The 12,585-nt window shown below is 33.9% G+C and carries 12 protein-coding genes; 6 read left to right on the top strand and 6 right to left on the bottom strand.

What is annotated here, in order from left to right:
* Positions 1-138 precede the first annotated feature (138 nt).
* The 4 genes from Q0616_RS05965 to Q0616_RS05950 all read right to left on the bottom strand — a co-directional run bounded on the left by Q0616_RS05965 (position 139) and on the right by Q0616_RS05950 (position 4,326).
* Positions 139-1,080 (bottom strand): YihY/virulence factor BrkB family protein, encoded by a 942-nt coding sequence (locus Q0616_RS05965; protein WP_171623547.1) that lies wholly within the window; start codon positions 1,078-1,080, stop codon positions 139-141.
* A 98-nt stretch (positions 1,081-1,178) separates the two neighbouring features.
* Positions 1,179-2,786: a pyruvate dehydrogenase complex dihydrolipoamide acetyltransferase gene (locus Q0616_RS05960; protein WP_286496606.1), complete on the bottom strand. Its 1,608-nt coding sequence runs from the start codon at positions 2,784-2,786 to the stop codon at positions 1,179-1,181.
* 5 nt (positions 2,787-2,791) lie between these two features.
* Entirely contained in the window at positions 2,792-3,796 is a 1,005-nt protein-coding gene (gene pdhA, locus Q0616_RS05955; protein ID WP_171623545.1) for a pyruvate dehydrogenase (acetyl-transferring) E1 component subunit alpha, read from the bottom strand.
* Positions 3,797-3,852: 56 nt separating this feature from the next.
* Complete coding sequence (locus tag Q0616_RS05950) at positions 3,853-4,326, bottom strand: cytidine deaminase (RefSeq protein ID WP_171623544.1); 474 nt, start codon at positions 4,324-4,326, stop codon at positions 3,853-3,855.
* A gap of 108 nt (positions 4,327-4,434) precedes the next feature.
* Here Q0616_RS05950 and Q0616_RS05945 point away from each other — a divergent pair, with 108 nt between their 5' ends.
* On the top strand, positions 4,435-5,961 hold the full coding sequence (locus Q0616_RS05945) for a YifB family Mg chelatase-like AAA ATPase (protein ID WP_171623543.1): 1,527 nt from the start codon (positions 4,435-4,437) through the stop codon (positions 5,959-5,961).
* A gap of 71 nt (positions 5,962-6,032) precedes the next feature.
* On the opposite strand, the gene Q0616_RS05940 is transcribed toward Q0616_RS05945, so the two are convergent.
* Complete coding sequence (locus Q0616_RS05940; protein ID WP_171623542.1) at positions 6,033-7,007, bottom strand: PhoH family protein; 975 nt, start codon at positions 7,005-7,007, stop codon at positions 6,033-6,035.
* A 76-nt stretch (positions 7,008-7,083) separates the two neighbouring features.
* On the opposite strand from Q0616_RS05940, the gene Q0616_RS05935 reads away from it, so the two are divergent.
* Genes Q0616_RS05935 through gldG form a run of 4 tightly spaced genes read left to right on the top strand, consistent with a single transcriptional unit; the run spans position 7,084 to position 10,909 of the window.
* Positions 7,084-7,926, top strand: a complete 843-nt coding sequence (locus Q0616_RS05935) for an SAM-dependent chlorinase/fluorinase (RefSeq protein ID WP_171623541.1) — start codon at positions 7,084-7,086, stop codon at positions 7,924-7,926.
* A gap of 32 nt (positions 7,927-7,958) precedes the next feature.
* Positions 7,959-8,507 (top strand): CopD family protein, encoded by a 549-nt coding sequence (locus Q0616_RS05930; protein ID WP_171623540.1) that lies wholly within the window; start codon positions 7,959-7,961, stop codon positions 8,505-8,507.
* Between the two features lies 1 nt (position 8,508).
* Positions 8,509-9,237 carry an ABC transporter permease subunit gene (locus Q0616_RS05925; protein ID WP_286496605.1) on the top strand — a complete coding sequence of 243 codons (729 nt, stop codon included), beginning with the start codon at positions 8,509-8,511 and terminating at the stop codon, positions 9,235-9,237.
* Between the two features lie 4 nt (positions 9,238-9,241).
* Positions 9,242-10,909 (top strand): gliding motility-associated ABC transporter substrate-binding protein GldG, encoded by a 1,668-nt coding sequence (gene gldG / locus Q0616_RS05920; RefSeq protein WP_225542794.1) that lies wholly within the window; start codon positions 9,242-9,244, stop codon positions 10,907-10,909.
* A 179-nt stretch (positions 10,910-11,088) separates the two neighbouring features.
* Here gldG and Q0616_RS05915 read toward each other — a convergent pair whose 3' ends face one another.
* Positions 11,089-11,439 carry a 4Fe-4S dicluster domain-containing protein gene (locus tag Q0616_RS05915; protein WP_171623537.1) on the bottom strand — a complete coding sequence of 117 codons (351 nt, stop codon included), beginning with the start codon at positions 11,437-11,439 and terminating at the stop codon, positions 11,089-11,091.
* 62 nt (positions 11,440-11,501) lie between these two features.
* On the opposite strand from Q0616_RS05915, the gene Q0616_RS05910 reads away from it, so the two are divergent.
* Entirely contained in the window at positions 11,502-12,563 is a 1,062-nt protein-coding gene (locus Q0616_RS05910) for an acyl-CoA reductase (protein ID WP_298775777.1), read from the top strand.
* The last annotated feature ends 22 nt before the right edge of the window (positions 12,564-12,585 follow it).

Genomic DNA, 12,585 nt, shown 5'->3' with positions numbered 1-12,585 from the left:
CTCATTGCGCGCGAGGTTTGTATTTTCACTGCATGGAATGATTAGGCGGTGACGATTTGCTGAATCAAGCAAATGGGCAGCGGCTACTTTTGGGTTATGAACTCGGGAAAGGTTTCGCGAAGCGAAATAAATTAGTCACTAATCTATACTTTCATAATCTTTTTTATCGAGTTGATGATCAATAAACGATACTTTTCTAAGTTTAGCATTTTTCTTCGGAATGATTGGGTAACCTTTGGCTTCAGCGAAAACTTTTGTGAATTTCGCTCCAAAATATAGGATGGTTGCCACGTAATAAATCCACAATAACAGAATAACAAGTGAACCTGCTGAGCCAAAAATGGAAGAATATTTGGAATTGGCGATGTAAATTCCGATTAGGTATTTTGCGATAAAAAATAAAATAGCTGTGAATACTGCTCCAACAAAAGCTGGTTTTGCTTTGATACGTGCGTCTGGTAGAATTTTGAAAAGGATGTAGAAAATCAAAATTGAAATCGAAATACTCAACGTATTATTAAGAAGAATAACGGTTGTCTTGGTCATTATTGCATCGAGCTCGAAAAGACTGAAGATTTCTTCACCAAACGACACCAAAACACTATTGAGAATAACAGTACCAATTAACACGATACCTAAAGAAAGAATGATCAGAAAAGATAGTCCGCGATTGATTGCAAGTTTGATCCACGCTCGACGAGGAACCGCCTCGACACGCCAAATAAGATTGAGACTATCTTGCATATCGGTAAACATAGTGGTAGAACCAAAGACTAAAATTCCGATACCTATATATAAAGCCAGTGAACTATCGCCTGAAATGGTAGAGTTCGCCACAAAGTTTTGAACAGCTAAGGCTACATCTGGACCAACAATATTTTTTAATTCATAATACATTCTGTTTTCGATGGCATCTTTTTTAAAAAATAAACTTGCACTCGAAATGACAATCAATATAAGAGGAGAAAGCGAAAATAAAGCATAATAAGTAAGTGATGCACTAAGTTTCATTATTCGATCTTCACCAAATTCGATAATCGTTTGCTTTATGATATTGAAGTAAAATATGAGTTGCTTCATCCAATGATTTTAAAAAATAAAGATACAAATTAGAAAAGTGACTGCAAAAAAAAGACCATTCGATGAATGGTCTTTTATACATATAATAAATATAATGATTACACTAACATAGTTACAGGGTTCTCGATATACATTCTTAATGTTTGTAAGAATTGAGCTCCTGTTGCTCCATCCACTGTTCGGTGATCGCAAGCTAAAGATAATTTCATGGTATTACCAACGACTATTTGACCGTCTTTTACAACTGGTTTTTCGATGATTGCACCAACAGATAAAATACAAGAGTTAGGTTGATTGATAATCGAAGTAAATGATTCGATTCCGAACATACCTAAGTTTGAAACAGAGAATGTAGATTTTTCCATTTCATCTGCTTTTAATTTGCGATCTCTTGCACGACCTGCATAATCTTTGACCTCAGCAGAAATTTGAGCAAATGATTTTTGATCTGTATTTTTAACAACAGGTACTAATAAACCATCTTCTACCGCAACTGCCACACCGATATTGATGTCTCCATGCTGAATAATTTCTGTATCTGTCCAAGTTGAATTAACCGCTGGATGTTTGCGTAAAGCTATTGCGCATGCTTTCACAATCATATCGTTGAATGAAATTTTCGTATCAGGCACCGAGTTTAATTGTTTGCGCGCAGCAATTGCATTATCCATATCTAACTCAATATTTAAGTAATAATGAGGAGCTGTAAATTTAGATTCTGCTAAACGTTTTGCAATTACTTTTCTCATTTGAGAATTTGGAATCACTTTATCTTCGCCAGAAACAAAAGCTTGAGCAGGTTTAACAACTTCAAATTTTGGTTCAGCTTTTGGTTGTGCGGATGGTTGATAATTTTCGATATCCTTTTTCACGATACGTCCATTATCTCCAGAACCTTTTACCTCAGCTAAATTAATTCCTTTATCTTTTGCAATTGTTTTTGCCAATGGAGATGCAAAAATTCTATCAGAAGAAGTTGTCTCTTCTACTTTATTGTTTACATCCAACTGTACAACAACTGGTTTTTCATCTTCTTCTACAATTTCAGTAGTAGGAGCTGCATTTTTACCACCATTTGCTACAATAGCAGAAACATCAGTACCCGCTTCACCAATAATTGCTAAAACCGTATCCACTGGAGCTGGTTCGTTTACTTTCGCACCTTGATACAATAAAACACCGTCAAATTCAGATTCGAATTCTTGTACTGCTTTATCTGTCTCAATTTCTGCAAGAATATCTCCTTCAGCAACTGTATCTCCTACATTTTTGTGCCAAACAACTACGGTCCCTTCTTCCATCGTATCCGATAAACGAGGCATTGTAATTACTTCAACATTTTCAGGAATTGCTGCAGTAGGTTGAGCGGTTGATTTTTCAGAGCTGGGAGATTCTTTAATTTCTTCTTTTTCCACTTTATTTTCATTTGTAGAATTCCCAGCAGTGATTAAGCCTGAAATATCTTCACCTTCTTGACCAATAATAGTCAAGATTTCATCAACTTTTGTTGAAACACCTTCTGCTATTCCTTGATATAAAAGTACTCCATCAAATTCAGATTCGAATTCTTGGATTGCTTTATCTGTTTCGATTTCTGCTAAGATGTCTCCCTCAGCTACTTTATCTCCTACATTTTTGTGCCACTTTACAACAGTTCCTTCCTCCATTGTATCGCTTAAGCGAGGCATTGTAATAATTTCTGCCATGGTTTTTAGTTGTTTTCGATTTTATCTAAAAATGGATAATTTTCTTCAGAATAGATATAATCATACATTACGTTTTCTTGAGGATAGTCAGATTTTTCTGCAAACTCTGCACATTCTTCTACTAAAACTTTTACTTCATCAACAATTGCATCCAATTGTTCTTTCGTTGCCCAATTGTTCACTAAGATATGATTTTCTACATTCAAGATTGGATCTTCTTGTTTGTATTCTTCTACCTCCTCTTTTGTACGATACGGTTCTGCATCTGACATTGAGTGACCTCTATAACGATATGTACGAACATCTAAGAAAGTTGGTCCATCACCACGACGCGCTCTTTCAATCGCTTCGTAAGCAGCTTCCGCAACTTTTACAGGATCCATACCATCTACAGGCATACAAGGCATTTCATAACCTAAACCTAATTTCCAAATATCTTCATGGTTAGCTGTACGAGAAACAGAAGTACCCATCGCGTATTGATTATTTTCACACACAAAAACTACTGGTAATTTCCAGTTCATCGCCATGTTAAATGTTTCATGTAATGTTCCTTGACGAGTTGCACCATCTCCCATCAAACAAATTGTTACACCATCGCGGTTGAAGAATTTATCACCAAAAGCAATACCTGCTCCTAATGGAATCTGTCCACCTACGATTCCGTGTCCACCATAAAAATTATGTTCTTTACTAAAAACGTGCATAGAACCTCCTAAACCATGAGATGTTCCTGTTTCTTTTCCACATAATTCGGCTAAGATACGCTTAGGATCTACTCCCAAAGCCATTGGCCAAACGTGGCAACGATACGCTGTAATCACATGATCTACACCAGGCTTCATTGCATGAATAAAACCAGCTGGTAAAGCTTCTTGTCCATTGTATAAATGTAAGAAACCTCTAATTTTTTGTTTTAAATATAATGAACGACACTTATCTTCGAAGCGACGCCAAAAAGTCATATCACGATACCATTGTAGGTACGTTTCTTGCGTTAATTTTTCCATAATTGCACAATTCCGTTGGAACAAATTTAAACTAATCTATTTAGTGTGCAAAATTGCTACCCTAAAAATTCATCTGTAAAATGCAATGGGAGCAAATCTTTAGCAGAATTAACCACTAAAACTTCACCTTCGTTTCCGGATAAGATTAATTCGATTGGTTGCGCTTGTTTCTTTTCGATTTCTAAAATATACTGACGACACATTCCACAGGGCGGTAATGGGTAGTTGACATTTGGTGTAGAAACGGCTAATTTTTCTATTTTAATATTAGGAAAGTTTGCATTTACATAAGCCAACAAACCTCTTTCAGCACAAGCACCAACAGGGTAAGAAGCATTTTCTTGGTTTGAACTCGAAAAAATTTCTCCATTTTCTAATTGAACCGCGGCACCAACTTTAAAATTAGAGTAAGGTGCATAGGCTTGATGAGAGATTTCTAAAGCTTGATCAACTACTTTTTTTTGTTCAGCCTCAAGCTCATTTTTATTTTCGAATCGATCAAATTCAAAAGAATATTTTTCTTTTTTCATATAGATTAAACACTAAAGTGTTTTCATTTAATTAATTATTAAATACTTAAGTCCTTTTATCTATTTTATTAATTAGAAAAAGGAAGTAAATTTATAAAAAAATAAGATATGTTGGTAAAAATTTTTGCAAGTGCTATTTTCGGTGTTTCCGCTCAAACCATTATTGTCGAAGTAAATATCGATCAAGGTGTTGGTTATCATCTGGTCGGTCTACCCGATAGTGCAATCAAAGAAAGTAATTTTAGAATTAATGCAGCATTAAAAAATTGTAACTTAAAGTTACCTGGAAAAAAAATCACCATTAACATGGCTCCTGCCGATTTACAGAAAGAAGGTTCTGCTTATGATTTACCTATTGCAATTGGAATTTTAGCTGCATCGGAACAAATAAAATCTGAAGAAGTTGGAAACTACATTATGATGGGAGAACTTTCTCTTGACGGTTCTTTGCGTCCTATAAAAGGTGCTTTACCGATTGCAATACAAGCAAAAGAGGAAGGTTTTGACGGAATTATTTTACCCAAACAAAATGCCGATGAAGCAGCTGTCGTAGAAGGCATTCATGTTTATGCCATTGAAAATATACAGGAAGTTGTTCACTTTTTCAATCACGAGATCGAATTGCAACCTCATCAAGTTGATTTGAACGCAGCTTTTTTTCATGAAATTGAAAATTATCCGTTTGATTTTGCAGATGTAAAAGGACAAGAAAATGTAAAACGCGCCATGGAAATTGCCGCAGCTGGTGGTCATAATATTATTTTGATTGGACCTCCTGGAAGTGGAAAAACAATGTTAGCAAAACGTATTGCTTCGATTCTTCCACCGATGACAATTAACGAAGCATTGGAAACGACCAAAATTCATAGCGTAGCTGGAAAATTATCCAACAAATCGTTGATTGTAAGTCGCCCATTCTCATCTCCACACCATTCTATATCTGACGTAGCTTTGGTTGGAGGAGGATCTTATCCTCAACCCGGAGAAATTTCTTTGGCACATAACGGGGTTTTATTTTTGGATGAATTACCTGAGTTTAAACGTACAGTTTTAGAGGTTATGCGACAACCCTTAGAAGATCGAGAAGTAACTATTTCGAGAGCAAAATTCACCGTGAATTATCCTGCAAGTTTTATGTTAATCGCTTCGATGAATCCCAGCCCAAGTGGTTATTTCATGGATGATCCGAATAACACCTCAACACTAACAGAAATGCAACGTTATATGAACAAAATTTCTGGCCCTTTATTGGATCGAATCGATTTACATATCGAAGTTAATCCTGTTCCATTTGATGATTTATCACAAGAACGACGTGGAGAAAAGAGTGCTACAATTCGAAATCGTGTGATTAATGCACGAAAAATTCAGACCAAACGATTTATAAATTCAAAAACTCATTACAATTCGCAAATGGGACCAAAAGAATTAGATGCTTTTTGTGAGTTGGACGAACATTCCAAAAATTTAATCAAAGTGGTGATGGAAAAATTAAATCTTTCTGCTCGTGCCTATGATCGAATTATTAGAGTTGGGCGAACAATTGCAGATTTGGACGATTCTGAAACTATTCTTTCTAAACATATCAGCGAAGCTATTCAATATCGAAGTTTGGATCGAAATCAGTGGATGTAAGAAGCGGTAAGTAAAAACGAATGTATTAAATTAAAAAGCCAATTGCGTTTGCAAACAATTGGCTTTTTGATTTACTTTTTGATATCTATTTTCTCGCGTTCTTTGTCTTCGCTTATTTTATAAGCTTTCAAGACTTCACGAACAATTTTATGTCGAACAACATCTTTATCATCTAAATAAATAAAACCGATATCTTTTACGTCTTTCAATATATTAATCGCTTCACGTAAACCAGATTTTTGTTTTGGAGGTAAATCAACTTGACCAGGATCTCCAGTGATTATGAACTTAGAATTTTTCCCCATACGCGTCAAAAACATCTTCATCTGCGCATAAGTTGTATTCTGAGCTTCATCTAAAATTACAAAAGCATCATCTAATGTTCGTCCACGCATAAATGCCAAAGGTGCAACTTCTATCACTCCTTTTTCGGTGTAAGTAGAAAGTTTCTCAAACGGAATCATATCTTTTAACGCATCATACAATGGTTGTAAATATGGATCTAACTTATCTTTCATGTCGCCTGGTAAAAAACCTAAATTTTCGCCAGCTTCCACTGCAGGACGTGTCATGATAATTCGTCTCACTTCTTTATTCTTCAACGCTTGTACAGCTAAGGCAACTGCTGTATAGGTTTTTCCAGTTCCGGCAGGACCTATCGCAAATACCATATCTTTATTATAAACCGTTTGCACTAATTTGTGTTGATTAGGCGTTTGAGGTTTAATCATTTTACCATTTACACCGTGAACAATGATTTCATCTTCTTTTTTCATTTGAAGCATTTCATTATTATCTTCGGTCATGATAATTTCAAGTTCACGATCAGATAGTCGATTATATTTGTGAATATGCTGAATAACTCGTTGCATTTTTTGGTCAAAAATTTTCAGAACATCCTCATTTCCAAAGACTGTTAATTCTCTTCCGCGAGCAACAATTTTCAGTTTTGGATAATATTCTTTGATTCTTTTTAGATGTTCATTATTAGCACCATAAAAATCTTGCGCATTAATTTCCGCTAATTCTATGTTAATTTCTGTCAAATGAGATTGTTTTTTTGGTTCATTTACACAAAAATAAAGAATAATAAACAATATATTTGCTAATTATTACAGAATAGTGGCAATTATTACATTAACATCGGATTTTGGAGTCAAAGACTACTTTGTTTCTAGCGTTAAAGGCGCAATTCTAAAAGAATTGGCCGATGTTACAATTGTAGACATTTCACACCATGTTAATCCATACGATTTAGCTGAAGCAGCTTACATCATTCGTAATTCCTACGAAGAATTCCCAGAAGGAACCATTCATATTGTTGGAATTAATGCATTAAGCACACCTTTTCAGAAACCAATTTGCGCCTTGATAAATCATCATTATTTTATCTGTGCAGATAACGGAATTTTATCATTGATTTGTCAAAAAAATCAACCTGAAGAAATTTACGAAATCACAGCTTATCCTGAAGGAATTGATAGTTTGTTCCCAATGAAAAACTGTTTTGTCCCTGTTGCTTGTCATTTGGCTCGCGGTGGTGTTCCTGCTTTGTTAGGGAATAAACGAACAGAAATGAAACAACTGAACGAATTAAATCCTATTTACCGCGATGATAAATTTATCATTGGTAATGTGATTTATATTGATCATTTTGGGAATCTTGTGACAAATATTTCGAAAGAGTTTTTTGATGAAATGGCGCAAGATAGAAAATTCAAAATCTTATTACGTCAAAAAGATTTTTCGATGACAGATATTACGGTCATTTACGAGCATTACCATGAAGTGGTACAAGATTTCAACAAAGAGGTACAAGCTTTTGGTCGTACATTGTGTTTGTTCAATTCGGCTGGTTTCTTAGAAGTTACGCTTTACAAAAGTAACCCAACTATTTCGGGAGGAGCAAATCAATTAATGGGATTAAAGAAAAATGATACAATTACAATTGAATTTGAAAATTAACGCAGAGAAATTAAAGAGAGTTAGAAAATTAAATGGAACCCTATAATTATTTTATTTACAAAGCAATACACGTTATCTTCGTGGTAAGTTACTTTGCTGGTTTGTTTTATGTTGTTCGTTTGATGATTTATCACACCGAAACACAACAAATGGAAGAACCGAAAAAATCTATTTTGCAGGATCAATATACATTCATGGAAAAAAAACTATGGAATGTAATTACAGTTCCAGCTTTGATAATTTTGGTGACAATGGGACTAAATATGCTTTACAAGAATCAAGGCTTACTACACTTGCCATGGATGAAAAGTAAATTGGGAATGGTGAGTGTTTTATTAATTTACCATTTTTGGTGTTGGCGAACATTGAAACAAATTCAGAACAACATTTTCAAATACACTTCTGTTCAATTACGAATGATGAATGAAGTCGCAACAATTTTACTGTTTTCTATCGTATTTGCCGTTATTCAAAAATCGATGTTTGGAGAATATTGGTATTGGTCTATAATCAGTTTCTTTGGTTCTGGTGTAATACTTATGCTTATTGTGCGTTTAATTAATCGTAATAATAAAAAGTAATATGTGGACAATCTTCAAAAAAGAATTTTCCAATTTTTATTTAGGCTTCACTGCTTATTTAGCTACCGCTACTTTCGTAATCGTTTCGGTATTATTTCTTTGGTTTTTCGATAACGAATTCAATGTTTTTAATACAGGAAATGCCTCATTAAGTAGTTTCTTTTTTATAGCGCCTTGGATTTTCTTATTTATGATTCCAGCCTTAACGATGAAACTAATTGCAGAAGAGCACGCAAACGGCACTTTATTGTGGTTATTCACACTACCTATAAAAAAAAATCAAATTATTTGGGGCAAATATTTAGCAGTTGTTTCAATTGTTATTTTCTGTTTACTATCAACTTTTTTGTTCACCATTACGTTACAAGAGTTTTTGATGCCTGAACAAGAATTAGATTACGGAACTATTTACGCTGGTTATTTGGGGCTTTTCTTGATAGGAAGTTTATTTGCTGCGATAGGTTTATTCACCTCATCAATCACAAAAAATCAAGTAATGGCGTATGTTTTAGCCGTTTTCTTTTGTTTCATCATTTTCTATGGATTCGAAAGTTTAGCGTCATATAATTTACTTGGATCGATGGATTTTTATGTTCAAAAAATTGGAAGTTTTACACATTACAACCAATTCTTGAAAGGAATTATTGACACCCGAGATTTACTTTACTTTTTGATTTTAATTGGAATCCTAAATCAAATTTCAATTGTTAATCTTGAACATAAAAAATAGTGCCATGAAAAAATTAAACAAACAACATCTAATTACTTTCGTTGCATTAATCACACTTTTTGTCATCGCTCAATTTGTTTATACACGAATTGATATGACGAAAGACAAACGTTTTACCTTAACTTCTACAACCGAAAAATTAGTAGAAAATGTAAAACAACCGCTTAAAATTGAAATCCTTTTGGGTGGAGATTTAACAGGCGATTACAGAATTTTGAAGAACGAAATTCAATTTTTGTTAGACGAACTTCGCGAAAAAAATAGCAATATTACCTATTCTTTTGTTGATCCTATCGATTTAGGTCAAACGGAATTGGAACAAAATAGATTAACGCCTGTTCCGATTAAAACGGACAAAGGTGTATTGAATGTTTATCCTTATGCCAAATTAACATACGATGATCATTCTACTTATATGGAGGTTTTGGTCAACGATCCTTCTACTCCATTTGAGCAATTAGCCTTAGCTTCAACAGAAAAATTAGAATATTTATTTGCTGAAAAAATTCAGAAAGCAACAAATTTCGAACGCAAACGAGTTGGTTTTATCGTTCATCACGACGAATTACCAGAAGTTCATATTCAAGGTTTAGGAACTGCTTTATCGGAGAAATACGACGTAGAAGTCTACCTAAATCCGATTGTAAATAAAACGTTCTCATTTCAACCATCTGACTTGGATAGCTTGAAACGTTTTGATGCCTTGATTGTTGCTAAACCAACATTACCTTTTTCTGATATGGATAAATTGGTTTTGGATCAATATATCATGAATGGAGGAAAAATGATGATGGCTGTTGAAACAGTTGATGCCGAAATGGATTCTATTTTTCGAAGTGGAAAAATAGTTGCCTTTCCAAGAGATTTGAAATTGAATGATTTCTTGTTTAATTATGGTGTACGTATTCATCCTGCGGTAATCAAAGACATGAATGGTGCGCAAATTGTTTTGGCAGATGGTGAAACAGCAGGAAACACAAGTTACAATTATTACAATTGGCCTTATTTCGAATTGGGAATAAAAGGTGAAGAAAATCCCATTACAAGTTCAATTGATCCTGTTTTATTTCAATTTGCGAATCCAATCGAATTGTTAAAAAATCCGAATATTAAACAGACTGTATTATTAAGTACTTCTGAACAATCGAGTTTGAAACCTGCATTAAATTACATTGAACTAAATGAAGTAGACATCGAAAATCCCGAAGAATTTAAAATGGGTAAAATTCCGATGGCTGTTTTAGTAGAAGGAAACTTTAATTCGGCTTATGCATCACGATACGAACGCAAAGAATTCCCGAATTTTAAACCAAAAGCAACAGATGGAAAAATGATTGTTATTTCGGATGGAGATGTCTTAAAAAATGCTTTATGGAGAGGCATTCCAATGCAATTGGGAGAAAATAAATTTTCGGTTCGTCCAGACAATCCAGATGGAAAGCCAAAAACATACGCCAACCAAACTTTTGTGATGAATGCGATGGATTACCTTTTAGGCGATGCTGATTTCTTGGCTTTACGAAATCGTAAATTAGAAATTCCGTTGTTGAGTGAAACAACTGTTTTACAAGAGAAATCGACTTGGCAAATGATTAATTTAATTGTTCCGACTTTTATTATTGCGCTTTTAGGTGGAATTGGTTACTTTATTAGAAAAAGAAGATATTCATAATGATATTGTAGGTAGTATACGTTTAGCAAAATTCGCAATAGGGATTGTAGTGGAAATCCTTTTTCTTTAGAAAAAGATTGCAACGTAAAGCCCGACCCGAAGGGATTGCCCAAAAAAATATAAACAAAAAAACCTCAAGCTTATAACTTGAGGTTTTTATATGTAAAGTTGTGACGATTTTACTCTAAGTGCATAAACGCTTTTTTACTCAAAAGACGTTCTTCGCTTTCTACGTGGTTATCATCAGGCACACAACAATCCACAGGACAAACCGCTGCACATTGTGGTTCTTCGTGGAAACCTTTACATTCAGTACATTTATCTGGAACAATGTAATAAACCTCATCACTAACAGGATCTTGTACCGCATCAGCATCAAAAGTAACACCGTCTACGTTTACAATAGTTCCTGTTAGAGAAGTTCCGTCAGAATATTTCCAATCTACCGCAGCTTCATAAATTGCATTATTTGGACATTCTGGTTCGCAAGCTCCACAATTTATACACTCATCTGTAATAATTATAGCCATTGTATCTGTTTTTTTATTTCCTACATTTGCAAATACAAAATTACATTTAATTTTCAGAAAAAATGACATTTGAACAAAGGATTTCAGCATTTAGCGAATTAGGACAGTTTTTTAATTTTATTATAAATAATGATTCGATTAAAGACAACGAACTAACAGAAAAATTCGGAAAATGGAAAGAAGAAATAGACTATACAATTAGCGATGCAGAAGCCTACAACAATTGGTTTACAAAAGAAAATATTATGTTAGCCTTGAAAAGTTGGGCTGAAGCTTTGACGACTGATCATTTATTGGCTTGGACAAAAAATTATCCCTTTACGGATACGCCAAAAAATGTTGGAATTATCATGGCAGGAAATTTACCTTTGGTCGGTTTTCATGATTTGCTTTCTGTTGTTGTATCTGGAAATAATGCCTTGATTAAAACATCTTCGAAAGATGATAAATTAATGAAATTTGTGATTAAATTTCTTCATTCGTTAAACGAAAATTTCAAATCAATTATTCAACCAATTGAACGTTTAGTCGATTTCGATGCAGTTATTGCGACAGGTAGTAACAATACAGCACGTTATTTTGAGCAATATTTTGGAAAAGTACCGAACATTATTCGTAAAAACAGAACTTCTGTTGCGGTTTTGAATGGTACAGAAACGGAAGAAGAATTAAAAGAATTAGGAAACGATTTGTTCATCTATTTTGGTTTAGGCTGTCGTAATGTAACCAAACTTTATATAAAAGATGAAGCACAATTGCATAGAGTTTATGAAGCTATTTTACATTGGGGCGACATCATCAATCATCCGAAGTATGCGAATAATTACGATTATAATCGTGCCATTTATTTATTAGGAAAAGATGAATTCTTGGACAATAATTTTGTTATGATGAAAAAAGATACTTCTTTGCATTCTGCGATAGCTGTGATAAATTTTGAAGTTTATCAAGACATAAATGAAGTTAAAAACTTTTTGAGAGAAAATGAAGATCAAATACAATGTGTGGTTGGAAATGATATGAAAGACAATCCGAATTATGTTAATTTTGGACAAACACAATTCCCGAAATTAACCGATTACGCTGATAATATAGATACACTAAAGTTTTTGGCGGAGTTATAAATGTTAGATGTTAGATGTTAGA

It is taken from the genome of uncultured Empedobacter sp. (assembly GCF_937930195.1).
Lineage (GTDB): Bacteria > Bacteroidota > Bacteroidia > Flavobacteriales > Weeksellaceae > Empedobacter > Empedobacter stercoris.
This window is presented reverse-complemented; position numbering and strand designations above follow the sequence as displayed.

Coding starts and splice junctions, on each gene's coding strand:
- Q0616_RS05965 (WP_171623547.1), bottom strand. CDS start 1,080: ATGAAGCAACTCATATTTTACTTCAATATCATAAAGCAAACGATTATC.
- Q0616_RS05960 (WP_286496606.1), bottom strand. CDS start 2,786: ATGGCAGAAATTATTACAATGCCTCGCTTAAGCGATACAATGGAGGAA.
- pdhA (WP_171623545.1), bottom strand. CDS start 3,796: ATGGAAAAATTAACGCAAGAAACGTACCTACAATGGTATCGTGATATG.
- Q0616_RS05950 (WP_171623544.1), bottom strand. CDS start 4,326: ATGAAAAAAGAAAAATATTCTTTTGAATTTGATCGATTCGAAAATAAA.
- Q0616_RS05945 (WP_171623543.1), top strand. CDS start 4,435: ATGTTGGTAAAAATTTTTGCAAGTGCTATTTTCGGTGTTTCCGCTCAA.
- Q0616_RS05930 (WP_171623540.1), top strand. CDS start 7,959: ATGGAACCCTATAATTATTTTATTTACAAAGCAATACACGTTATCTTC.
- Q0616_RS05925 (WP_286496605.1), top strand. CDS start 8,509: ATGTGGACAATCTTCAAAAAAGAATTTTCCAATTTTTATTTAGGCTTC.
- gldG (WP_225542794.1), top strand. CDS start 9,242: ATGAAAAAATTAAACAAACAACATCTAATTACTTTCGTTGCATTAATC.
- Q0616_RS05915 (WP_171623537.1), bottom strand. CDS start 11,439: ATGGCTATAATTATTACAGATGAGTGTATAAATTGTGGAGCTTGCGAA.
- Q0616_RS05910 (WP_298775777.1), top strand. CDS start 11,502: ATGACATTTGAACAAAGGATTTCAGCATTTAGCGAATTAGGACAGTTT.